This is a genomic window from Pelomonas sp. Root1217 (genome assembly GCF_001425705.1).
In the GTDB taxonomy this organism is placed as follows: Bacteria; Pseudomonadota; Gammaproteobacteria; order Burkholderiales; family Burkholderiaceae_C; genus Pelomonas.
Genome location: NZ_LMDC01000029.1, coordinates 116,035 through 138,896, shown reverse-complemented (window position 1 = coordinate 138,896; position 22,862 = coordinate 116,035). Strand labels below are relative to the sequence as shown.

19 protein-coding genes are annotated in these 22,862 nt (G+C 66.7%); 6 read left to right on the top strand and 13 right to left on the bottom strand.

Annotation, left to right across the window (positions count from 1 at the left end; translation table 11 throughout):
* Window positions 1–94: 94 nt before the first annotated feature.
* Complete coding sequence (locus ASC95_RS26160; RefSeq protein ID WP_082568133.1) at window positions 95–820, top strand: hypothetical protein; 726 nt, start codon at window positions 95–97, stop codon at window positions 818–820.
* A gap of 22 nt (window positions 821–842) precedes the next feature.
* Here the strand turns inward: ASC95_RS26160 and chrA are convergent, their stop codons facing one another.
* From chrA to ASC95_RS26140, 4 genes are all read right to left on the bottom strand, one after another.
* Window positions 843–2,168, bottom strand: coding sequence for a chromate efflux transporter (gene chrA / locus ASC95_RS26155; RefSeq protein WP_157256529.1), 1,326 nt, complete (start codon window positions 2,166–2,168; stop codon window positions 843–845).
* A 170-nt stretch (window positions 2,169–2,338) separates the two neighbouring features.
* On the bottom strand, window positions 2,339–3,043 hold the full coding sequence (locus tag ASC95_RS26150) for a hypothetical protein (protein WP_057300630.1): 705 nt from the start codon (window positions 3,041–3,043) through the stop codon (window positions 2,339–2,341).
* A gap of 141 nt (window positions 3,044–3,184) precedes the next feature.
* Window positions 3,185–4,336, bottom strand: a complete 1,152-nt coding sequence (locus ASC95_RS26145) for a serine hydrolase (RefSeq protein WP_082568132.1) — start codon at window positions 4,334–4,336, stop codon at window positions 3,185–3,187.
* A 30-nt stretch (window positions 4,337–4,366) separates the two neighbouring features.
* The gene (locus ASC95_RS26140; RefSeq protein ID WP_057300778.1) at window positions 4,367–4,846 is read right to left on the bottom strand and encodes a VOC family protein; all 480 of its coding nucleotides are present in this window, start codon (window positions 4,844–4,846) and stop codon (window positions 4,367–4,369) included.
* Between the two features lie 84 nt (window positions 4,847–4,930).
* Between ASC95_RS26140 and ASC95_RS26135 the strand changes: the two genes are divergently transcribed.
* Window positions 4,931–5,992: a DUF3500 domain-containing protein gene (locus tag ASC95_RS26135; protein WP_162250857.1), complete on the top strand. Its 1,062-nt coding sequence runs from the start codon at window positions 4,931–4,933 to the stop codon at window positions 5,990–5,992.
* Here the strand turns inward: ASC95_RS26135 and ASC95_RS26130 are convergent.
* From ASC95_RS26130 to ASC95_RS26110, 5 genes are all read right to left on the bottom strand, one after another.
* Window positions 5,979–6,980, bottom strand: coding sequence for an NADP-dependent oxidoreductase (locus ASC95_RS26130; RefSeq protein ID WP_057300628.1), 1,002 nt, complete (start codon window positions 6,978–6,980; stop codon window positions 5,979–5,981). The genes ASC95_RS26135 and ASC95_RS26130 overlap by 14 nt on opposite strands.
* A complete protein-coding gene (locus ASC95_RS26125) occupies window positions 6,977–7,813 on the bottom strand; it encodes an oxidoreductase (RefSeq protein WP_057300627.1) in 837 nt (278 codons plus the stop codon). Before ASC95_RS26125 ends, ASC95_RS26130 begins: the two co-directional genes overlap by 4 nt.
* A 141-nt stretch (window positions 7,814–7,954) precedes the next feature.
* A complete protein-coding gene (locus ASC95_RS26120; RefSeq protein ID WP_057300626.1) occupies window positions 7,955–8,560 on the bottom strand; it encodes a TetR/AcrR family transcriptional regulator in 606 nt (201 codons plus the stop codon).
* Window positions 8,561–8,625: 65 nt separating this feature from the next.
* Entirely contained in the window at window positions 8,626–9,705 is a 1,080-nt protein-coding gene (locus ASC95_RS31535) for a DUF6081 family protein (protein WP_057300625.1), read from the bottom strand.
* A gap of 374 nt (window positions 9,706–10,079) precedes the next feature.
* A complete protein-coding gene (locus ASC95_RS26110) occupies window positions 10,080–12,671 on the bottom strand; it encodes a carbohydrate-binding protein (RefSeq protein WP_200960208.1) in 2,592 nt (863 codons plus the stop codon).
* A 195-nt stretch (window positions 12,672–12,866) separates the two neighbouring features.
* On the opposite strand from ASC95_RS26110, the gene ASC95_RS26105 reads away from it, so the two are divergent.
* On the top strand, window positions 12,867–13,325 hold the full coding sequence (locus ASC95_RS26105) for an AAC(3)-I family aminoglycoside N-acetyltransferase (RefSeq protein ID WP_200960211.1): 459 nt from the start codon (window positions 12,867–12,869) through the stop codon (window positions 13,323–13,325).
* A 42-nt stretch (window positions 13,326–13,367) separates the two neighbouring features.
* On the opposite strand, the gene ASC95_RS26100 is transcribed toward ASC95_RS26105, so the two are convergent.
* Window positions 13,368–13,622: a hypothetical protein gene (locus ASC95_RS26100; protein ID WP_057300623.1), complete on the bottom strand. Its 255-nt coding sequence runs from the start codon at window positions 13,620–13,622 to the stop codon at window positions 13,368–13,370.
* A 219-nt stretch (window positions 13,623–13,841) separates the two neighbouring features.
* On the opposite strand from ASC95_RS26100, the gene ASC95_RS26095 reads away from it, so the two are divergent.
* Window positions 13,842–14,270 carry a VOC family protein gene (locus ASC95_RS26095; protein ID WP_057300622.1) on the top strand — a complete coding sequence of 143 codons (429 nt, stop codon included), beginning with the start codon at window positions 13,842–13,844 and terminating at the stop codon, window positions 14,268–14,270.
* Here the strand turns inward: ASC95_RS26095 and ASC95_RS26090 are convergent.
* Complete coding sequence (locus ASC95_RS26090) at window positions 14,267–14,611, bottom strand: thioredoxin family protein (protein ID WP_057300621.1); 345 nt, start codon at window positions 14,609–14,611, stop codon at window positions 14,267–14,269. The genes ASC95_RS26095 and ASC95_RS26090 overlap by 4 nt on opposite strands.
* A gap of 47 nt (window positions 14,612–14,658) precedes the next feature.
* Window positions 14,659–19,473 carry an NAD-glutamate dehydrogenase gene (locus ASC95_RS26085; RefSeq protein WP_057300620.1) on the bottom strand — a complete coding sequence of 1,605 codons (4,815 nt, stop codon included), beginning with the start codon at window positions 19,471–19,473 and terminating at the stop codon, window positions 14,659–14,661.
* Window positions 19,474–19,615: 142 nt separating this feature from the next.
* Between ASC95_RS26085 and ASC95_RS26080 the strand changes: the two genes are divergently transcribed.
* The gene (locus tag ASC95_RS26080; RefSeq protein ID WP_057300619.1) at window positions 19,616–19,972 is read left to right on the top strand and encodes a DUF2200 domain-containing protein; all 357 of its coding nucleotides are present in this window, start codon (window positions 19,616–19,618) and stop codon (window positions 19,970–19,972) included.
* A 111-nt stretch (window positions 19,973–20,083) separates the two neighbouring features.
* On the opposite strand, the gene ASC95_RS30205 is transcribed toward ASC95_RS26080, so the two are convergent.
* The gene (locus ASC95_RS30205; RefSeq protein ID WP_157256512.1) at window positions 20,084–21,565 is read right to left on the bottom strand and encodes a DUF1080 domain-containing protein; all 1,482 of its coding nucleotides are present in this window, start codon (window positions 21,563–21,565) and stop codon (window positions 20,084–20,086) included.
* A 356-nt stretch (window positions 21,566–21,921) separates the two neighbouring features.
* Between ASC95_RS30205 and ASC95_RS26070 the strand changes: the two genes are divergently transcribed.
* Window positions 21,922–22,737 carry an ABC transporter substrate-binding protein gene (locus tag ASC95_RS26070; protein WP_057300618.1) on the top strand — a complete coding sequence of 272 codons (816 nt, stop codon included), beginning with the start codon at window positions 21,922–21,924 and terminating at the stop codon, window positions 22,735–22,737.
* Window positions 22,738–22,862 lie beyond the last annotated feature (125 nt).

The window sequence follows — 22,862 nt, the reverse complement described above, 5'->3', positions numbered from 1 at the left end:
TGCATGGCTCTGGCACGGGTTCACCCCAATGCGAGCGTGGCCGGCGGTTTGCGCGGCGTTGTTGTAGATTTCCCGGCCCACACCGCCCATCGCCATGAATCGCCTGCAGTCTGAGTTGCGTCGCCTGTATCTATTGCCCTCGTCGGCTGCGGATGGGCAGCTGATCGATGAATCCGGCCAGGTTCGGGCGATGGTCATGGAGCTGGCTGGTCCGGCCAACTGGGACGAACTGTCCAAGGTCTGGCGCGGCGTGCAGGCCGACCTTGACCTGCCCGCCCCCGCCATCGCGGTGTCGGGCACCGACGGGCTGCAGCTGTGGTTCTCGCTGCAGCAGCCGATGAGCGCATTGCGTGCCGTGGCGTTTCTCGCCCATCTGCAGTCACGCTATCTGGCCGATGTCACGCCAGCACGCCTGCGGTTGAGCCCTTCGGCGGATGGGCGGAGCTTCGACGCAGCGCTCGTGCCGGCGCAGCAGGAGCCCACGGAAAACTGGTCCGCCTTTGTCGCGCCCGATCTCGCACCGGTATTTGCCGACACACCGTGGCTGGACATCCCGCCGGGCATCGAAGGGCAGGCGGACCTGCTCGCCCGGCTGGAAAGCATCAAGCCGGCCGCTCTGGCCGCCGCGATGCAGCGGCTGCAGCCCGCGGTTTCAGCCGGCTCGCCGCCCGCGACTCAGCCCCCGAGTGCGGGTGTGGACCCGAAGCACTTCCTGCAGCAGGTGCTGAACGACGAGACGGCCGCGCTGGCCTTGCGCGTCGAGGCGGCGAAGGCGCTGCTGCGCCATGCCGAGCAGCCAGGCTCTCGGCAAGACGACTGAGCTGCCGGCAGGGGCCGTCATCTCATAGCAGCGTGGTGGCCAGGCCGATTGCCGCGCACAGGCCCAGCAGCGGCATGACGCCGATCTTGAAGCGGAACAGCGCGATGCCCGCGCCGACAGCGATGAGGGCCGAGACCCCGTCGAAGCGCCCGCCAAACCCCTGGGGCCACAGCACGTGATACGCGAAGAACACGGCCAGGTTCAGGATCACGCCGACGACCCCCGCCGTGATGGCCGTCAGCGGCGCGGTGAAGTGCAGCTTGCCGTGCGTGGACTCGATGACCGGGCCGCCGGCCAGGATGAAGATGAAGGACGGCAGGAAGGTGAAGAAGGTGACGACGCTCGCCGCCGCGGCGCCGGCCAGGAAGAGCGAGTCCGGCCCAAAGAGCTGCTTCACCCAGCCGCCCACGAAGCCGACGAAGGCCACCACCATAATCAGCGGCCCCGGCGTCGTCTCGCCCAGGGCCAGGCCGTCGATCATCTGCGCGCCTGTCAGCCACTGGTGCTGCTCGACGGCCCCTTGGTAGACATACGGCAGTACAGCATAGGCGCCGCCAAAGGTCAGCAGCGCGGCCTTGGTGAAGAACCAGCCCATCTGCGTCAGCGCGCCTTGCAAACCGTGGGCGGCGACCAGGCCGGCCATGGCGGCCAGCCATAGCACGAGGCCGATGACGAGCACGCGGGCCAGGCGGCTGCGGCTGAAGCGGGCATGGGGCGGCGTTGGCGTGTCGTCATCGATCAGCGCCGGGCCGTAGCCCTGCTTGGCCGCACCGTGGCCGCCACCGAGGGTGAAAACCTGCGGCGCCAACCGCCCGCCGAAGTGGCCGATGAGGGCCGCGGCCAGCACGATCAGCGGGAAGGGCGCGTCCAGCGCAAAGATGGCGACGAAGGCCGCGGCAGCGATGCCCCACAGCCAGCCGTTCTTCAGCGCTCGCGTGCCGATGCGGTGGGCCGCATGGACGACCAGGGCCGTCACTGCGGGCTTGAGGCCATAGAACAGGCCGGCGACGATGGGCAGCTTGCCCCAGGCCATGTAGACCCAGGCCAGCGCGATGAGGATGAAGAGGGACGGCAGCACGAACAGCGCGCCGGCCACGATGCCGCCCCAGCTGCGGTGCATCAGCCAGCCGATGTAGGTGGCGAGCTGCTGGGCCTCGGGGCCGGGCAGTACCATGCAGTAGTTCAGCGCATGCAGGAAGCGCTTCTCGCTGATCCAGCGGCGGCGCTCGACCAGCTCGGTGTGCATGATGGCAATCTGGCCGGCCGGCCCGCCGAAGCTGATGAAGCCGAGCTTGAGCCAGAAGCGAAAGGCTTCCCAGAAGCTGACGGGGCGGGGCGGCGAGTCGATGGCAGGGGCTCCGGGCTGAAGACGGTCAGCCTCAATGTAGGCCCTGTTCAACGGGACTGTGCCTTCGCGATGCTGTCGCGTAGCGAGGCAGCGAGGCAGCGAGGCAGCGATGTCGCTGTCTGGTGAAACCCTGCTTCTGGCGCTCAAGCTTCAGGCTTCGGGGCGCGGCATCAAAGTCCGGCGCGCCGCAGCCACGCCTCGGCGTCGGTCGGGTGAATCTCGTCCGCAGACCGCAGGTTGCGCAGCACGCGGTAGCGGCTTTCGATGCCCACCAGCATCAGCACCCGTTTGCCGGCATGCGCGCGCACGGCATCGCGGAGCCGATCGGCGTGGTGCTGATCCCACTGAGCCTGCACTTGGGCAGCCTCCTGGCCCACCAGGCCCTCCTCGATCTCGCGCAGCGCAGCCACCAGCCGGTCCGTCTTCTCGCTGTTCACGTCGGCAGCAGAGCTCCACCCGCTGGCCAGCGCGCGATACGTGGCCTGCTTCAGCTCGTCGAGCGCCTTGGCGCCGGCCGGGTTCCGCTCACCGAAGGCCTTGTAGGCCTGGCCCACCGAACCTGTCAGCTGATTGAACAACGCTTCGTCCGGTTCCGATCCCAGAGCCGGGATGCGGGTGGCATCGAGGTAGGGAAAGATGACGTCGAGGTACTCGACCTTGCCGGGCCAGACCTTGCGGGTGCGCAGTTCCTTGGGCGTGACGTCCAACACCAGCACATCGGGCTTCACGGCCTCGATGACCTGCTGGAGCACGGGCAGCCCATAGGCAGGCACCAGCTTGTGCCGCGAGTACAGCGTGGAGACAACGAACACCTCGCCTGGGGTCGCCAGCGCCGCCCTGGCGGCAGCCGGCGCAGCCGCCAGCACGCCGAGCAAGACCCGTCTCGACCAGTCACGCCTCATCGGGTTCATGCAGGCCCTCTGTCATTGAAAGGCCTGCAATCTAGGGCGGCGAGCGCATGAGGCAGGGCCCATGCGACGAAACGGGCTGTGGCGCGATGGGCTTGGCTTATCCGCCTACAAACCCGCCGCCCGCGCCGCCAGCGTGCCCAGCTCACCATACAGCGGCAGCACATTGGTGCCTGCGGTAGGGTGCACACGGTTGGACAGCAGCACGAAAAAGCTGCGGCTCGTCGGGTCCAGCCAGAAGGCGCAACCGGTGAAGCCGGTGTGGCCAAAACTGGTGGGCGGATAGAGGCTGCCGCGCGGGCGCGCATAGGGCGAGGCGATGTCCCAGCCCATGCCGCGCTGCTCGGCAAGGTCGGGCGGGGACTGCGGCGTCGTCAGCAGGGCCACGCTTTGCTCGGACAGCAGGCGCCGGCCGTCCTCGGCCACGCCACCGGCCAGCAGCATGCGGGCGAAGCGGGCCAGGTCCGCCGTCGTCGTGAACAGGCCTGCATGACCGGCCACGCCGCCCATCTTGCGAGCGGTCGGGTCGTGCACCTCGCCGCGCAGCACCTGTCCATCGGCCATGCGCTCGGTGGGTGCGATGCGTTCCGCGCCCATGCGGTGCAGCGGCAGATAGCCGCTGTCCTTCATGCCCAGGGGCCGGAACAGCCACTGCTCGGCCAGGCGGTCCTGCGTCATGCCGCCGACGCGTTCGACGATGAGTCCGAGCAGGATGTAGTTGACGTCCGAATAGCGGAACTGCGCGCCCGGTGCGGCGGCCAGGGTCAGGCCGCAGGCGATGCGCAGCGCGTCGTCCTTGCCCGCCCAGTCGCCGGCGCCATTGCGAGGCAGGCCTGAGGGCAGGCCCGAGCTGTGCGTCAGCAGCAGGCGCAGCGTGATGCCGGCCTTGTCGGCGCCGCCGCAGCCTGGCAGGTAGCGCTGCAGCGGCGCTTCGACATCGAGTTGGCCACGCTCGCGCAGCAGCTGCACCAGTGTGGCGGTGACGACGGGCTTGGTCAGCGAGGCGGCGTCGAAGACGGTGGCTTCGTCCAGCGGCTCGGGCGTGGGCTCGACGGCACGCTGGCCGTAGGCGCGATGGTGGCTGCCGTGGCCGACGCGCTCGATCCACAACGTGGCGCCCGGCAGTTGCTTCTGCCCGATGAAGCGCTCGACGGCCGCGTCGGCCTCGGCGAGGGGTTCGGGCGCGAGGCTGGAGCGATGGGCGCAACTGGCCAGCAGCGTGGCGGCCAGCAGCCCCGCGGCGGCGAGGGCAGTTCTCATGGCCGGCATTCTCGGGCCGGCCAGCCCCGCTCAGCCGCGCCGCGCCGCCTCGATGGCGGCGATGTCGATCTTCTGCATCTTCATCATGGCGTCGAAGGCCCGCTTGGCAGCGGCGCGATCAGGGTCGCTGATCGCATCGATGAGCGCGCGCGGTGTGATCTGCCAGGACAAGCCCCAGCGGTCCTTGCACCAGCCGCACTGGCTTTCCTGACCACCATGGCTGACGATGGCGTTCCACAGGCGGTCGGTCTCGGCCTGGTCATCGGTGGCGATCTGGAAAGAAAAGGCTTCGCTGTGCTTGAACGTCGGGCCGCCGTTCAAGCCAATGCAGGGAATGCCGGCGACGGTGAACTCCACGGTCAGCACATTGCCCTGCTTGCCGTCGGGATAGTCGCCCGGCGCGCGGTAGACGGCGCCGACCCGGCTGTCGGGGAAGGTCTCGGCATAGAAGCGCGCGGCGGCTTCGGCGTCGCCGTCATACCAGAGGCAGATCGTGTTTTTGGCAGTCATGGGCATCTCCTGGTTGGGCGGCCAGCCTAGGCGGGGCCTGACGGAAAGTTGATCCCTAGGAACAGCCGCGTTATGTTGCGCGCCATGAAACTCCGCCGCGCTCTTCTGGCAGGTTCGATTCTTGCCACGCTGCTGGCCGTCGTGTCCGGTTCATACGCCCAGGCGCCAACGCCAACGCCCACCCAGGCCGCGCGGCAGCTCGCGCAGGCCACGCCCGCACCCCAGCGCGGCGAGCTGCTGCAGCCCTTCACCGACGCCGCCCGCAGCGACTGGCACTACACGCCGCGCCGCCGTGACGGCATCGCCTTGAAGGCGATGTCTCCCGCGCAGCGCGAGGCGACGACGGCACTGCTGCGCACCGCCCTGAACGAAAGCGGGCTGGACAAGGTGAGGGCGCTGATGGCCCTGGAGATCGCTTTGCGCCAGATCGAAGGCTCGGGAAGCTCTCGCGACCCCGAGAACTACGCCGTCGCGCTGTTCGGCGAGCCCGGCGCTGCCGGCTGGGGCTGGCGCGTCGAGGGGCATCACCTGTCGCTGCACTTCAGCCTGGACGGCGACCGCTATGTGTCGACCCTGCCGCAATTCTTTGGCGCCAACCCGGCCGTCGTGGCGCGTGACGTGGTGGGCGCGCCGAAGCAGGGCTTTCGGCTGCTGGGCAGCGAGGAGGATCTGGCGCGGCAGTGGCTGGCCAGCCTTGGCCCGGCGCAGCGTTCGCGGGCGATCTTCAGCACGCGCCCCTTTGGCGACATCGTCAGCGGCAATGCGCCGCACGCCAAGCCGCTGGACGCCGCAGGCCTGCCGTTTGCGGACATGAATGCCGGGCAGCAGGCCCAGGTGCTGAAGCTGATCGGCGTCTTTACCGAACACCTGCAACCCGGGCTGGCCCAGGCCCGCCTGGCCCGCGTGCGCGCCGAGCCGCTCGATGGCATCCGCATTGGCTGGGTGGGTTCAATCCAGCCAAGCGAGCCGCATTACTTCCGCATCCAGGGCGCAGGCTTCCTGATCGAGTTCGACAACTCGGGCGGCAACCACATCCATTCGGTGTGGCGCGACTTCGACGGCGACTTCGGCCGCGATGTGCTGGGCGAGCATTACCGCAAGGCCGAGGGCAGCGCGCATCGCCACCGGTCGCCTACCTCACCTTGATGACCACCTTGCCCTTGGCCCGGCCCGTCTCGACATAGGCCAGCGCTTCGTTGGTCGATTCGAACGGGAAGACGCGATCCACCACCGGTCGTATCGCGCCGGCGTCGACCAGGCGAGTGATCTCGCGCAACTGCTGTCCGCTGGCCCGCATGAAGAGGAAGGCGTAGTTCACCCCCAGGCGCGCCGCCTTTCGCCTGACGCCGGCACTCAACAGGCGCACGACGAGGCGCACGAACCAAGGCGCGCCCAGGCCCTTGGCGAAGACGGGATCTGGCGGGCCGGAGATCGAGATGAGGGTGCCGCCAGGCTTGAGCACGCGCAGGGATTTGTGCAACGCCGCGGTGTCCTGGCTGTGCAGCACGACGTCGTAGCCCTGCAGCACGCGCTCGAAGTCCTCGTTGCGGTAGTCGATGACGACGTCGGCGCCCAGGCGCTTCACCAGCTCGATGTTGGCGCTGCTGGTGGTGGTGGCGACGTTGGCCCCGACCTGCTTGGCCAGCTGGATGGCGAAGGTGCCGACGCCACCGGAGCCGGCCTGGATGAAGACCTTCTGCCCCTTCTTCAGCTTCGCCCTCTCGATGAGGGCCTGCCAGGCGGTCAGACCCACCAGCGGCAGCGATGCGGCCTCTTCCATGCTCAGCGCCTTGGGCTTGAGCGCCAGGGACGCCTCCTTGACGGCCACATATTCGGCGAAGCTGCCGATGCGGAAGTCATCGGGCCGCGCATAGACCTCGTCGCCCGGCTTGAAGCCTTGCACGCGTGACCCGACCTGGGTGACGACGCCGGCCACGTCATGGCCCAGTACCAGGGGCAGGGGGTAGGGCAGGATGAGCTTGAATTCGCCGCTCCTGATCTTGGCGTCCAGCAGGTTCACGCCGGCGGCATGGACCTGGACGAGTACTTCGTCATCGCGCAGCGTCGGGGTCGGCACCTCTGCCGAACGCAATGCGCGGTTCTTGCCATAGCGGTCGAGGAGAAAGGCTTTCATGATGCGCTCGCCGAAGACGCCACGTCGAGCTGCAGATCGCGCCGGATGCCGGCGTCCACCATGCTCGCGGGCGCGAACCGGCGCAGCAGCCGCAGGCGGCTCGCGAGCCCGCCGGCCGTGTAGCGGAGTTTCGGCTGAGCTGCACTGGCGGCTTTCAGGACGACCTCGGCGACGACGTCGGGCTGGTCCGCCGTCGTCATCACCTGCCTCACCCTATCGCTTACCGCCACACGGGCCTCGCGGTATGCATCGAGCTTGGCATCGGGCTCCAGGAAGTTCGCGTCGAACGGCGTCTTGGTGTAAGCCGGTTCGACGACCGAGACGCGGATGCCGCGTGTGCGCAGCTCGTGGTCGAGCGACTCGGAATAGCCTTCGACCGCGTGCTTGGTCGCGGCGTAGAGCGCGCCATAGGGCATGGGCAGGAAGCCCAGCACCGAGCCGATGTTGATGATGCGGCCGCTGCCCTGGCGCCGCATGTGCGGCAGGACGGCCCGCGTCATGCGGACGATGCCGAAGAAGTTGGTGTCGAAGATGGCCTGCGCCTGCTCGATGGAGCTTTCTTCTGCGCCGGCCGGCGCGACGCCAAAGCCGGCGTTGTTGACGAGAAGGTCGATACGACCCGCCAGCGCCAACACCTGCTCCACCGCGGCCTGGACCGAGTCGTCCAGCGTCACGTCCAGGGCCAGCATCTTGAATCCGCGCTGCCCCGCCTGCCGGCCCTGTCGGCTGGTGCCGTACACGGTGTAGCCCGCCTTCGCGAGCCGCTCGGCCGTGGCCTGGCCGATGCCTGAGGAGGCGCCCGTCACGAGGGCGATCTTGTTGTTCGTGTTCATGGTGTTCTTTCGTCCGCGTGTGGAGGTCAGGAACTCGCCGGCGTACGCGGTGCGCGGCGGGTCAAGAAGTGTTGAGGCCTTGTTCGCATGATGTTCGTCATATTTAGGTGCGAGCGAAAGGCCCATTGCATCGGTGAAGGTTCAGGGATGGGTGGGAGCCAGGCGCTTCAGCGCCGCGTCGAGCAGGCTGCTCGACAGTGCAGGTTCGTCAACGGCGCGTGCCAGCAGCAGGGCGCCGACCATGGTCGCCAGGGTCACCAATGCGTGTTCATGAGCCGCGGGTTGCCCCCAGTCGGGCGACTGGCGCGCAATCAGGTCCACCATCGCCTTGATGTGGCGGGTGGTCACCCGGCGCACCTCGGGAGCCTGGCGGGACGTCTCCGAGCCCAGGGCCGCCAATGGGCAGCCGAGTTCCACCTGCTCGACGTGGGCCTTGGAGAGGTAGGCGTGCAGCATCGTCTCCAGCGTCTTGTCGGGCGGCGTGTGGGCCACGACGTCGGCCACGGCGGCGGCGGCCTGGGCGCAGGCCAGCCCCGCCGCCTCGGCCAGCATGGCCTCGCGGGACGGGAAGTGGGCGTAGAAGGCGCCGTGGGTCAGGCCCGCCTCTTTCATGATGTCGGCCACGCCCGTGCCGTCATAGCCGCTGCGGCGGATGGCCCGTGCCGCGGCCGACACGATGCGCTCATGCGAGGCTTCCTTGGCCGCGGCTCTGGCGTTGGTTGTCGTATTTCGCATGACGTTCATCATACGCCATCCGAATCAACGCGGTCGTGATTTTTCTGGCGCAGGGAGGCCGGCGCGCGGCGCTCGCGTCAGGCAGGGGCTGTTCGCCTGCCCCGCAGGGCCGCGCCAACGCCCATCAAACCCGCCGCCAGCATCGCCCAGCTGCCTGGCTCGGGCACTGAAGTGACGGTGAAGTTGTCGAAGGTCGCGTCCATACCCTGGCCGAACAGACGTTCCGGCACCGGGATGGAGACGGCCAGATCGGGCCGGTCGGGGTGCTGGAAGGGGAAAGCGTCGAGCAGGCTGAACAGGCCATGGCCGATGGTCAGGTTGCGGATCTTGCCGCCCAGGGCCTCGCCCGGACCGTAGGACGGATAGACGCCGGACCAGCTCGCACCCTGCCGGTCGAGCGGGATGCCGACGTTGTCGACCTGCGACACCAGCGTGCCGTCCAGGTAGTAGCTGACGCTGCCGGCGTCGCTGTAGCTGATGGACGCCACATGCGGGCCGGGGCCGATGTCGATCTGCTTGATGATTTGCGTGTACATCTTGTCGATGCCGACGTAGCCCAGATCGCCCGGCAACAGCGCCGGGTTGGTGACCGACGACGGCAGGCGCTCGATCAGCGTGAAGGCAGTCGAGCCGGAAATGAACCAGTCGAACAACTGACCCGTGGAGAAGTCGATCATGTTCATCACCGCGCCGGCCTGCTGGCCTTCGAGCGCCATCGCCGAATAGGGCAGGCCACTCTGGGTGTAGCTGCCGCTGATGACACGGCCCGCCGCCAGCGTGTTGTGCGCCGTGGCGCTGATGGTGGAGGTGAAGGTCAGCGCGCCGCCGGTCGGCACGGCGAAACTCTGTGCGCTGGTCGCGATGTATTTGAGGTGGTCGTAGACGCTGAAGTCATAGCCCGTCTGGAAGACTGGCGCCTTGATGGCGAAGTTGCCGCCGGAGAAATCGCGTGTGTCGGCGACGGCCATTTCGCCCAGGCCATAGGGGTTGACCCATTTGGCGCCATAGCTGGCCAGGGAATAGCCAGGCGCATCAAAGCTGTCGTAGACGATGGTGCCCGCCACGGCCGCGGGCACGGACAACGCCCACCCCGCGGCCAGCGCCAACGCCGTGCGCTGCGAGGCGGCGCGTGTCCAGTGAGTCTGGCTTGAGTCCATGAAGTGCCCCTTGGGTCGGGGCGGCATTGCCCCGTGGCCGACCTTCCGGCGGCAGCGCGGTCGGCGGCACTCACGTTTTCCCAGGTTTGCCGCGCCTGCTCCTCACGATTGAGGATGCCGCGGCCCGGTAGCCGCGCGGGTGGCGATGCGGCGGTCCCATCACCGCAGCTCATACCTTGCTGCGTTCTCGTCATCGTTTCAGTCGCGAAGTTGACTGCCGCGATCACCTGGCAAGGGTTAAGGTCGGGCTTGTTTTGTTTGTCTCCTCCTCCCGCAAGGGTGGATTCAGCCCTTCGGGCCGGTATGCCGGCCGAGGGGCTTTTTCTTGGGTGTTCTGCAATCGCTGGGCGAGAGACCGCCTTCGCTTGGAAAACCTACTGCGCGTTCACCTTCAGCCAGTTCAGGTTCCACTCCTTGCCAATCGATTTCAGGCGCAGCGTGTGGTTGCCGGCGGACATGGCGAAGGGGGTGCTGGTCTGGGTGACCCAGATTTGCCAGCCGCCGGTGTTGGGCACGGCCATGGCATCCACCGCTTTGGCACCATCCAACCAGACTTCAAAACCGGTACTGCCATTGGCGGTCGCCAGGCGGTAGTCGATGGTGAAGTTGCCCGCCGCGGCGACGTTGATCTTGAACTCGATGTAATCGTCGGGATCGAAGTAGCCCACGTCCTGCCCGCCACCCGTGTCGCTGCAGCTTTCGAGCTGGACGCCGCTCATGGCGGTGAAAGCTTCGGCCTGCAGGATTGCAGGGACAGGCACCGACTGGATGGTGGTGCTGGCAGCTTCGCTGTAGTAGCTCTCGTCGGCCGCGGTCAGTGAGGTGACGACGTAGAAGTAGGTGCTACCGCTGACCGCCGTGCTGTCCGTGTACTTGTTGGTGGTGACCTTGTCGGCGAGCTTGCTGTAGTTGCCGCTGGCGCCGGTTGCGCGATAGACGCTGTAGCCCGTGACCTTGGCATCGGTGCTCGCGTCCCAGCTGAGGGCGTTGCTGTTGTTGCCCTCGGCCAGCTTCAGGTTGGCAGGGCGCGCCGGCAGTTGGAAGACTTCCGGTGCTGTGGCGCTCACCAGCCATTGCGCCAGGCCCGGGTGAACCTCGTAGGCCTGGGTGGCGTAGCTCTTGAACAGGGTCTCGATTTCAGTGATTGGGGCGACGGTGAAATCCACCTTGCCGTTCATGTCGATCACGTCCTTGCCCTGCACCGGCTCCTTGTCGAGCAGATACATCTCGGCCCAGGTATTGGCGCTGCCGTTGTCCTTGAACACGCCGTTCAACGCATAGGTCTGGCCGCCTTGCAGCGTGATGGCCTGGTAGACACCGCCATTGATCTCACCGGTGATGTCCTCGGGCCGCGTCACTCGGAGGACGGCGCCTTCGCCGCCGTTGGGACTCTTGCCTGCGGCCGAGTAGGCAAAGTCCAGGTTCAACTTGCCACTGATGGTCAGCGCGGTCCAGCCGGTGCTGGAGCCAAAGCTGCCATTGGCGATGACTTCGGCATTGCTGGCGGTGTTGGTGATGCTGATCTTGTCGAACGTCACGTCGGGATTGCTGCCACCTGAAGCCCCGCTCTTGATGACGAAGTAGTAAGTCTTCGAGCCCGTGCCGCCCACTTTGATGGTGGGAGCCTTGACCGCGCAGGCATTGGCGAAACTGGCGTCCCAGCCGGCGCAATCCCAGGTGCTGGCCTTGGCCACCATGCCGACGCCGGTGTCGAAGTTGGCGTTGACGGCGTTGGTGACCATGCCCCAGCTGCCTTTGCCGGAGCCGCCTGCCGGGCTGACCAGTTTGTAGGCCCACGACGTCGACGCCCAGCCATAGCTGGCGTAAGTGTCATAGGTGGCGCGGCCGATCTGGCCGCCCAGGTCCAGGCCGGCGCCCTGCCAGGGTTGGAACTCTCCCACGAGCAGCGGGACCTTCAGGTCGCTGACCTGCTTGTTGTAGGCGCACACCCCGCCGGTGCCGCTCTGGCCGCAGCGCAGCCAGTCGCGGTGGATCATGTAGGGCGAGTCGCCCGGGCGGTCGCCGAACAGGCCAGGGTAGGGGTGGATCTCGAAGGCGACATTGGTGAAGCCTTTGGCGGTCGGGCTGCCATAGGCATCGATGCTGCCGTAGTGGCTGGGCAGCAAGACGATGTGCTTGTCATCGATGGCGCGGATGGTCCTGTACAGATCCTCGACGCGCGCCACCATGGCTTCAGCGGCGGAACCCCAGGGCTCGTTGAGGGGGTCGTAGGCAGCAACCACCGGCTCATCCTTGTACTTCGTCGCGATCTGCTGCCACAGCCACCTGGTGCGCTCCTGAGCCTCGGCGTCCGTCCAGTACTTGTTCTGGCCGGCGCAACCGGTGTGGTCGTTGGGCGTCTGGCCGCCGGCGGCACCATGCAGATCGAGGATCACGTAGATGCCTCGCTTCTTGGCCTCGGCGATGCTCCAGTCCAGGTATTTCCAGGCGTCAGCGCGCAGCGTCTTGGGTTTCTTCTCGTCTTCGATGACGCTCCACAGGATGGGCAGGCGGACGATGTTGAAGCCGAAGGCCTGCAGCTGATCCCAATCGCGTGTGGTGATCCAGCTGTCGCGAAAGAGCTTGATCAGGCGCTCTTTCTCGTCATAGCCGAAGCGCTCGGTCAGCTTGGCTTCGAGGGTGCATTGGTCGGTCACGCCGTTGCCGCCCTGGCCCATCATCCAGAACTCCTGTACCAGCCAGTTGCCGAGGTTGGTCCCTTTGAGCAGGACCTGCTTGCCGCTGGCGTTGACCCACTGGGTGCCGTTGGTTTTCAACAGCGTGAGGCCTTCGCTGGCGACAGGGGGCGTGTTGGGTGATGGATCGGGAGGTACGTTGCTGCCCGAGCCGCCACCGCCACCACAACCGGCCAGCAGCGCCGCGCCCACCAAGCCGCTCAACAAAGCGCCACGCGCATCTCTGCCCAGCCAGGCGGCGCCGCCTTCCATGAACCATCGTTTTGCCACGTCTTGTCTCCATTAAATGATTGGAACCGGTTCCAATTCAGTATCCGAGACGGGCTGCGATCCTGTCAACAATGCGTGGCAGCTTCCCCGGCGAGGCCGGGCGCTTCCAGTATTTTCCCGGGTTGATGAGCGGAATCGGTTCCACTATTTGCGCGACACAGAATGGCGGGACCCCATCTCCAAATGTTCAGCGCCATGGCGATCAGAGTTCTCTGCGCAGACGACCTGCCCCTGATGCGCTGCATGCTTGACCTCTTCGGGCGAGCTTTTGACGACGAGTCCACCTACTCAGGGCGACAACCGGGAGACAGCTATCTCAGGCAACTGCTCGGCAGTCCGACCTTCATCGCGATCTGCGCGCTGGACGGAGAAGAGGTGGTGGGCGGACTGGCTGGCTACGTGCTGCCCAAGTTCGAGCAGCAGCGCTCGGAGTTCTACATCTACGACCTGGCGGTGTCCGAGCACTATCGGCGGCAGGGCATCGCGGCAGCCATGATCCGAGAGCTGCAGCGGCTCGCCGCGGCTCGAGGTTTCTACGCCATCTTTGTGCAGGCCGATCACGGCGATGACCCGGCGATTGCGCTTTACAGCAAGTTGGGCGTCCGGGAAGACGTCCTGCATTTCGACATCGAGCCTGCAAACCAAAAAAAATAAAACCCGCCAGCGGCGGGTGGGTGACTGACAGCAGCGCGGGTTTCAGACAAGCCAGACGGCCGTCTGGGCTGCGGCTACCGTCGTTTCGGCCGGTGCGCTGCGATGCCCTTCGACGACGACGCGTGGCAGCTTGGCGACCACCATCGCATCGGCGCGCTTGCCGACCACAACCACGCGCTCCAGCTTCACGATCTCGGTCGCCGGCGTCGCGGTGTGGTTGGCCAGGCCGACGCCCATGGCGGCAGCGGCGGCCACAGAGGCGATGGCGATGACGAAGGTCTTGGCGGCGGTGTTCATGGTGGGCTCCGGTGGGGTTGGCTGTGTCAGTGATTGCAGTGTCTGCAGACGGGGGCCTTGCTGCGAGCGCCAGGCGATGGACCACCGGCGCAAGCGGATGAACTGCGAATTTGCCGGACGGGCGGGTCGGCTCGACCGGCGCTGAATCCTGTTGAAACACTCTTGGGCGGGCCGGGCTCCTAACATGGCTCTTCCACTCACCCATGGCACGGAGCGCACATGGAAACCCAGGAACTGCATCGCGGCCGGCTGGTCGACCACATCCAACTCGTCGTGCGCGACCTGGCCGCCAGCCAGCGCTTCTACGAGGCGGTCTTCAAGGTGCTAGGCATCCCCGTCGGGGGAACCGGCGACGGCTATTTCTGGGCGGACGAGCTGTTCGTCTCAACGGCCGACAACAAGGCGGCCCAGGGGCAGCTGACTGGACGCGTGCACCTGGCCTTCCAGGCCAAGGACAAGGCCGCCGTCGATGCCTTCCACAAGGCCGCGTTGGCGGCTGGCGGCAAGGACAACGGCGTGCCGGGCGAGCGGCCCTACCACCCCGGCTACTACGCGGCCTTCGTCATCGACCCCGACGGCAACAACATCGAGGCGGTCTTCCACGGTGTGGCCCAGCGTAGCGCGGACTCGGTCAAATTGACTTTCTAGCCGTTCCGGCTGCCGCCAAGCGCTGCCAGCGCATCGGCGATCTCGCGTGTGACGCCGGGCCGCTCGACCCGTGCGACCTCCCGGCCGTCCTGCAGCATCACGAGTGTCGGCCACAGCTTGATGCCGAAGGAGCGGCCCAGCGGCCGCCCGCGGCCGTCCTCGATCTTCAGGTGGCGCAGCGGCGCGCCGGCATGCGCTGCCAGCGCGTCGCCGATGGTGCGCTGGGCCGCCTGGCAAATGCCGCACCAGTTGGCGCCGAATTCGATGACGGTGCTGCCCGCCATGGCATCGACTTCGGCGCGGGGTGGTTCGTCGCTGGAATAGGGGGAGGATGTGCTCATCGGACTCTCCTGTTGGCCGTGTCGATCCGCCACGGCAAACGCGATGCCTACGTTAGCCCGCGCAACTCCCGCAACGCGACCGACAGCATCGCCGCGTCCGGCGCCGGCACCGCGCGCAGCTCACCCAACAGTTGCTCCGCGCGCTCGATGGTGCGGCCATTGCTGGCCTGCCAGGCCTCGACGAGTGCGGCCGGCGATTCGTGGTCGCCGCCACCGGCCAGCACCGTGCCGGTGATGGAGCGTTGCAAGCCCCACAGGTCGTCCAGCATGGCGCCCTTGGCGAGCATCTGCCAGTGCTGGTCGCCGGGCAGGGCTGTGATCTTGTCGCGCAGCCAGGGCATGCCCAGGCGGTTGGCGAGGTCGAAGTAGATGGCGGCCACCAGCTCCACCGGCCAGCGCGCGCTGCCAGCGATCTCCGCGATGTCCAGCGTCGCGTACAGCGTGCCGAAGGTCACCACGCGCTCGGCCAGTTCACGCGGCACGCCACCGGCGATGTAGCTGGCTGCTGCGGCGTCCACGCGGGCCCGCTCGTCGGCGTCCAGCAGCTGCGGCAGGCGCGACGCCAGCTTGGTGACGTTGGACGTGAAGTGCTCGATGGTGGCGCCCATGTCGTCGACCAGCCGGTTGGAGCGCAGGAACCACTTGGTGCCGCGTTCGAGCTGGCGGCTGGTGTCGATCAGCATGCGCGACTGCAGTTCGTCGGCCACCTTGTTGTCCAGCGCCTCGATGCCCTGCCACAGGCTCACCATGCCGAAGATCTCGCGGCTCAGCAGGTAGGCGCGCACGATCTCGAAGGCACGGGCGCCGGTGGTTTCGAGCAGGCGGTGCACGAAGGTGCTGCCCACACGGTTGACCATGCTGTTGGTGACGTGGGTGGCGATGATCTCGCGCTTGAGCGGGTGGCGCTGCATGTAGCCGCTGAACTTGTCCTGCAGCAGCGCGGGAAAGTAGCGCACCAGCGCCGTCGACACCCAGGGGTCGTCGGGCAGGGTGGAGCCGAGCAGCTCGTCATAGAGCCAGATCTTGCTGTAGGCCAACAGCACGGCGCGCTCAGGCGCGGTCAGCCCCAGGCCCTTGCCACGGCGGTCGGCGATCTCTTCGTTGGATGGCAGGTATTCGATCGCGCGGTCCAGCCGCTCGGCCTTCTCCAGGTACTGCATGAAGCGCGCCTGTGCGTCCATCAGCTGCGGCGCCATATGCCCGGTGACCGAGAGCACCTGGGTCTGGAAGACGTTGTCACGCAGCACCAGCGCAGCGACGTCGTCGGTCATCTGCGGCAGCAGCGTGTTCCGCTGCTTCTCGGTCAGCTCGCCCTCGCTGACGGCCAGGCCGAGCAGGATCTTGATGTTGACCTCATGGTCGGACGTGTCGACGCCGGCTGAGTTGTCGATGGCATCGGTGTTGATGCGCCCGCCGGCCAGCGCGTACTCGATGCGCCCCCGCTGCGTGCAACCCAGGTTGCCGCCTTCTGCAAACACCTTGCAGCGCAGCTCGCCGCCGTTGACGCGCAGCGCGTCGTTGGCACGGTCGCCGACCTGGGCGTGGGTCTCGGTCGCGGCCTTCACATAGGTGCCGATGCCGCCGTTGTAGATGAGGTCCACCGGCGCCTTCAGGATGGCGTTGACCAGCTCGGTCGGCGTCATCGCGTCGGCCATGATGCCCAGCGCCTGCTTGACCTCGGGCGTGAGGGGGATGGACTTGGCACTGCGCGGGAAGATGCCGCCGCCGGCCGAGATCAGGCTGGCGTCGTAGTCGGCCCAGGACGATCGCGGCAGCTTGAACATGCGCTCGCGCTCGACGAATGAGCGTTCCGTATCCGGATTGGGGTCCAGAAAGATGTGGCGGTGGTCGAAGGCCGCCAGCAAGCGGATGTGACGCGACAGCAGCATGCCGTTGCCGAACACGTCGCCCGACATGTCGCCCACGCCGGCGACCGTGAAGTCGGTGGTCTGTGTGTCCACGCCCATTTCGCGGAAATGGCGCTTGACGGACTCCCAGGCGCCGCGCGCCGTGATGCCCATGGCCTTGTGGTCGTAGCCCACCGAGCCGCCGGACGCAAAGGCATCGCCCAGCCAGAAGCCGTACTCCTTGCTGATGCCGTTGGCGTAGTCGGAGAAGGTCGCGGTGCCCTTGTCCGCGGCGACGACGAGGTAGGGGTCGTCGCCGTCGTAGCGGCGCACCTGCGGCGGCGGCACGATCTTGTCGCCGACGCGGTTGTCGGTGATGTCCAGCAGGCCGCGCAGGTAGTTCTGGTAGCAGGCCACGCCTTCCTTCATGAAGGCCTCGCGGTCGCTCGACGGCGGTGCCTTCTTCAGCACGAAGCCGCCCTTGGAGCCGACCGGCACGATGACGGTGTTCTTCACCATCTGCGCCTTCACCAGGCCCAGCACCTCGGTGCGGAAATCCTCCGGCCGGTCCGACCAGCGCAGGCCGCCTCGCGCCACCCGGCCACCGCGCAAATGCACGCCCTCGAAACGCGGCGAATAGACAAAGATCTCGAACATCGGCTTCGGAGCGGGCAGGCCCGGCACCTTGGACGAGTCGAACTTGAACGACAGGAAGCTGCGCCGCCGGCCTGCGGCGTCGCGTGTCCAGTAGTTGGTGCGCGTCGTGGCGAGCATCAGCGCCAGGTATTGGCGCAGCACGCGGTCCTCCGACAGGTTCTCGACCTGTTCCAGCGCCGCCGTGATGGTCTTGACCTGCTCCGCGGCCTGGGCCTCGGCATTGCCGCCGCCGGCCGGGTCGAAGCGCAGCTCGAAGAGCCGGGCGAGCTGGGCGGCGATTGGCGCGTGCGCGGCCAGCGTGGCCTCGATGAAGGACTGCGACAGCGCAAAGCCGATCTGCCGCATGTACTTGGCATAGGCGCGCAGCACCACGATCTGTTCGGCCGTCAGGCGCGCGGCGACCACGAGGCGGTTGAAGTCGTCGTCCTCCACATCCCCGCGCAGCACCGCGGCGAAGGCGTTCTCGAACACCTGGTGCAGCGCGGCCACCTCGACCTCGGCGTCGGCGCTGCCCATGAGCCCGAAGTCGTGGATCCAGATCGGCGCCGAGTCCAGCGGCGCGATGCGGTAGGGGTGTTCATCGAGCACCTTCATGCCCATGTGCTCCAGCATCGGCAGGCTGGCCGACAGCGTCAGCGGCTCGCCCCGGCGCAGCAGCTTGAAGCGCAGATGGCCGGGCGGCGCCTCGAGCGGGCGGTACAGGTTCATGCCCAGCGGTTCGGCATCGCTGAGCCGGGTCATCAGCTCGACATCGGGCACCGCGGCGCGGGCCTCGAACTCCTCGCGGTAGGAGGCCGGGAAGGCGCTGCCGAACTGGCGCAGCAACTGGATGCCGCGGGCCTCGCCCGTCGCCTCGATCAATGCCGTCTTCAGGTCGTCGTCCCAGCGCCGCGCCGCGGCGGCCAGGCGCGCTTCCAGCTCACGCACATCGAAGGCGGGGATCTGCCCCGGCCGCGTGCGTATCGTCATCAGGATGCGCGCCAGCACCGATTCCGAAAGGTGGACGTTGAATTCCGACCCGCTGCCGTTGAAGACCTGCAGCAGGATGGCCTGCCATTTCTGGCGCAGCTCGGTCGTGTAGTGCTCGCGCGGTGCGTAGATCAGGCAGGACAGGAAGCGCTGGAAGGGGTCGCGCCGCACGAAGAGGCGAAAGCGCTGGCGCTCGCCCAGGTGCAGGATGCCTACTGCCGTCTGCAGCAGGTCGTCGTTGCTGGTCTGGAACAGTTCGTCACGCGGATAGGTCTCGAGGATGTTGATCAAGGCCTTGCCGGCATGGCCGCCTGGCGTGAAGCCGGCACGCGCGACCACGTCGGCCACCTTGCGCCGCAGCAGCGGAATGTCGGCCGGGTTTGCGCTGTAGGCGGTGGAGGTGAACAGTCCCAGGAAGCGGTCCTCGCCGACGACCGTGCCGTCGGGGCCGAAGCGCTTGACGGCCACATAGTCCAGATAGCCCGGCCGGTGCACGGTGGAACGCGCGGTCGATTTCGTCACCACCAGCAGCTCGGGCCGGCGCACCTGGGCGCGCACCTCGGGCGGCAGGGCGGCAAAAGCGGCCACCGCATCCAGCGATGCCACGTCATGCAGGATGCCCAGGCTCGAATCGGGTACGACGGTCAACACGTCCTGCCCGTCGACGCTGGCCAGGCCGTGGCGGCGGTAGCCCAGGAAGGTGAAATGGTTGTCGCCCAGCCAGCGCAGGAAGTCCAGGCCCTCGGCCAATTCGTCGGCAGGCAGGGGCGGCGCCTGCTGCTCCAGCTCGTCGACGATGTCCTGCATGCGCTGGCGCATGGCGCGCCAGCCCGCCACGGCCGATCGCACGTCGTCGAGCACGCGGCTCACGTCCGCCGCCAGCGCTTCGAGCCGGGCTGGCTCTGGAATGCGGTCGACCTCGACATGGATGAAGGACTCGCGCACACCGTCGGCCGCCAGCCCCTGCAGCGTGCCATCGCCGTCGCGGTTCACCGCCATCAGCGGATGGATGATCAGGTGCAGCGTGAGGCCATGGCGGTTGACCTCCATCGTCACGGAGTCGACGAGGAAGGGCATGTCGTCGTTGACGATCTCGATGACGGTGTGGGTCGACTGCCAGCCGTGCTCGGCGATCGTCGGATTGAAAACCCGCACCCGCGCGTGGCCGGCCTCGCGCTTGCGGGCAAAGCTCCAGTGCGACACCGCCGCGCCGTACAGGTCGGCCACCTGGCGCTCGGCCAGCTCCTGCGGGTCGACCTGGCCGAAGTAGCGCTGCACGAAGTCCGCCAGCGTCTCGCGCTGTTCGGCGCTGGTCTTTGCGCGCACCAGCTTGACGACTTCGTCCATGCGCTCGGCCCGCGGGCCTGAGGGGTTGGTTTGCGCCTGCATGCTTGTCTCCTGCCGCTTTGTTTGCATCAAGTCGCCGGGCATGGTCGCGCGCCTGCCGCGCCGTGCCAAGTGTTGACAAGCGGAGGTTACGCCTGCCTCGTGGCACCATGCTGGGCGCAGTGAATCCGCAGGAGCAAGGACGATGGCCGGCCACCGCATCTTCAGCACGCCTTTTGCCAAGGTCTACCCGCTGTACATCCGCAAGGCCGAGGCCAAGGGCCGGACCAAGGATGAGGTCGACCGCATCATCCATTGGCTCACGGGCTATGACGCGGCTGGCTTGCAGCAGCAACTCGACCGGGCCGCGGACTTCGAGACCTTCTTCGCCCAGGCACCGGCGCTGAATCCCAACTTGGCCCTCATCAAGGGCGTGGTCTGTGGCATCCGCGTGGAGGAGATCGAAGACCCGCTGATGCAAAAGCTGCGCTATCTGGACAAGCTCATCGACGAGCTCGCCAAGGGCAAGGCCATGGAGAAGATCCTTCGGCAGCCGGCGTGACGGTCGCCATCCGGCAAGTCGCTTCCAGCTTGTAGACGAGGACGGCAGTACCGGGCAGGACAGGCCACTTCGAACCGGCCCCCTCTTGTCAGGAAACCAGCAATGTCCCCATCAGAGCTTGCGCGCCCAGATGTTGCGGTACCGGACCAGATGCCCATGATCCTGCAGGCGCAGCGGCATTTCGGCGTGTGCTCGATAGCTGGGCGTACCGATGTAGGTGGTGCCGCCCTTGAGCGCGGAGTTGTTCTGCACCAGCACGCCATTGAACAACACCGTAAGTCGCGCCGGTGAAATGAGCGAGCCGTCAGCCGCGAAGCGCGGCGCGGCGTAGATGATGTCGTAAGTGTTCCAGTTCTCGGCGGGCCAAGTGGCATTGACGAGCGGCGGGAACTGCTTGTAGATCGACCCCACCATGCCGTTCACGTAGGTAGGGTTCTCGAAGTTGTCGAGAATCTGAACCTCGTAGACATCCTGCAGGAATACGCCGCTGTTGGCGCGATCCTGATTCACTTTGTCGGCGGGAAGTTTGGGTGCGCGCCACTCCAGGTGCAGTTGAACGTCACCAAAGGACTGTTTGGTCTGGATGTCGCCGGTGCCCGGGCCGACCTCCAATTCGCCGTTGTCAATTTTCCAGCCCGCGGCTGCCCCGTTGTTCGCGCTTTTCCATGCGTCCAGGCTCTTGCCGTCGAACAGCACGATGGCGTCCGATGGCGCGGCACCTGGCGCCGCGCCAGGCGTCACCTTCGGTGGAACCGGGAACCACACCTCGCTGAGTTCAGGCGCAGGCGGCATGTCATCGGTCTCCGTGAGCGCCCGAACCTTGATGTTGCGATAGAAAACCTCGGCACCTTCAGCTTGAAGCACGATCTTGCCGTGGTCGAGTTTGACCCAGCTGTTCGTGTCGGCATCCCAGGACTTGAGTTCGCTGACGCGCATGTTCACGACGCCGTTGACGACGTGTGTGGCGCGATCGCCGCGCACGATGACTTCGAGCGTGTTCCAGCCCGGACGCTCGTTGACACGACCGTGGCGCGTACGGTGATAGCCCTCGTTCTCGCCACCCGTGATGGGGATACCGCCGTTTTCGGGCTGTGCATAACGGCCGGTCTTCGGATCGACGAAGCTCGAGGCTTGCGTCGATATCGCCCACGAATCTCCGGTGTCGCCTTCCTGGATTTGGGCTTCGGCACTCGCCGGCCAATCTGACGGCCGCACGCGATACACGTGATACAGCAGGCCCGCATCGCGCACTTCGTGAAGCCGCGGCGCAAATTTCTTCTTGCCCCATTTGTATTCGAGGCTGATCACGCAGTCCTTGAAGTCAGCGTCGGTGAGGATGTACGCGAACGGCTGGGGAGTGCCCGCCTCGTGCGTGGGATACGCATGGATCTCGCCATTCTTCACTTCGAAGATGCTGGACGCGGCCGGCGTATCGGCGCTGACCTTGGATGCGTAGTGCGCCGACCAGCCGCTGAGATCCTTGCCGTTGAAGATGAGCTTCCATGTTGCGGGGTTCGCCGCGTTGCCGGCGGCCAAGGCAGTGCCGGCAAACAAACACATGCTGGCGCAGACCAGCCCCGACATCATGTTCATGCTTCACATCCCCGAAAGGTGCGGGCCCTGGAGGGTGGCCCAGAAAGTTGGATTTGAAGCGATTTCCGCTTGGGCCGAGAGCACCCGTTTGACCGCTCGAGCAGCAGAAATTGGCCCTCCCACTTGGATGGCTGCTTCGCCCTCGGCAGCGGTCGCAGCTGCTGCCGCGCCGACGGGTGAGCCGATGACGGCTTCGCGCACTGGACCGTGAATCAGGCACCTGCAGCGGATGACGGCAACCCCTGCAAGCCGCCCTCCACGGCCGCCATCGCAGGCAAACGCAAAGGCAAGGATGTCAGCGAAAGCGGCTCCATGCGCTTGCTTCGCGCCGCCAGCAGATACTTGACCCAGCTTTGATGGGCAGTGAAGGCATGGGCAAGGTCGGGATGTGGATAGCGGCGGTCTGCTTGGTTGCGGCCAATGTGCCGGCACTGGCGCAGCCGACCGTGTGCGGGCCCTATCGCGTGGCTTTGTATGAATATGGCTCGCTGGCCTTTCGGCGTGAGGGGCAGGGCACGGGGGGCATTGACGTCGATATCGTCGATGAAGTGGGCCGCCGGACCGGCTGCAAGTTCGAGACCTTCGTGGACGCCAGGGTCCGCACCTGGGCCGACCTGGCCCATGGCGCCCTCGACATGACGGTGTCGGCCATCGAGACGGACGAGCGCAACGGGTTCGCGCGTTTCGTGATCTACATGAGCGGGCGCAACCGGCTGCTGGTTCGCGAAGGCTTGCCCCGCCCGGTCACCACGTTGGAAGCTTTCGCCGAGCGCAGCGAATTGCGTCTGGCAATCGTCAAGGGATTCAGGCACGGCCCTCAGTGGGACGACTGGATCGCCCAGCTGCGTCAGCAGGGGCGGGTGGACGAGTACGCCGACGCCGGCATGGCGGCCCGGCTCGTCGCGCTGGGGCGTGACGCGGCCTTTCTGTCAGAACCTGTCGTGTGGGGGCGAATTCTTGCGGACAGCAAGCTGAAGGGCCGGGTCACGGTCATCGATGCCTTCCCGGACGACAACTACGCCGCGGGCTTTGCGATTTCCAGGACCAGGGTCCGCGAGAACGACGCCCGCAAGATCCAGAATGCCGTCGCGGCCATGCGGGCGGACGGCACCCTCTACAAGATCTTCAGCGCCTACCTGACCCGTGCCGAGGCGCTGAGTTCCCTGCCCTGAACCGGTCGCTCCATTGAAGAAGGCGATGGCAGGCGTCACCGGCCTTTACATCTTCAGTTGGCCGCGAAGCGGGTTGCTGCTGAGCTGGGCTTGCTCCAGCGTGCCGCCGTGCAGATGGGCTGGCC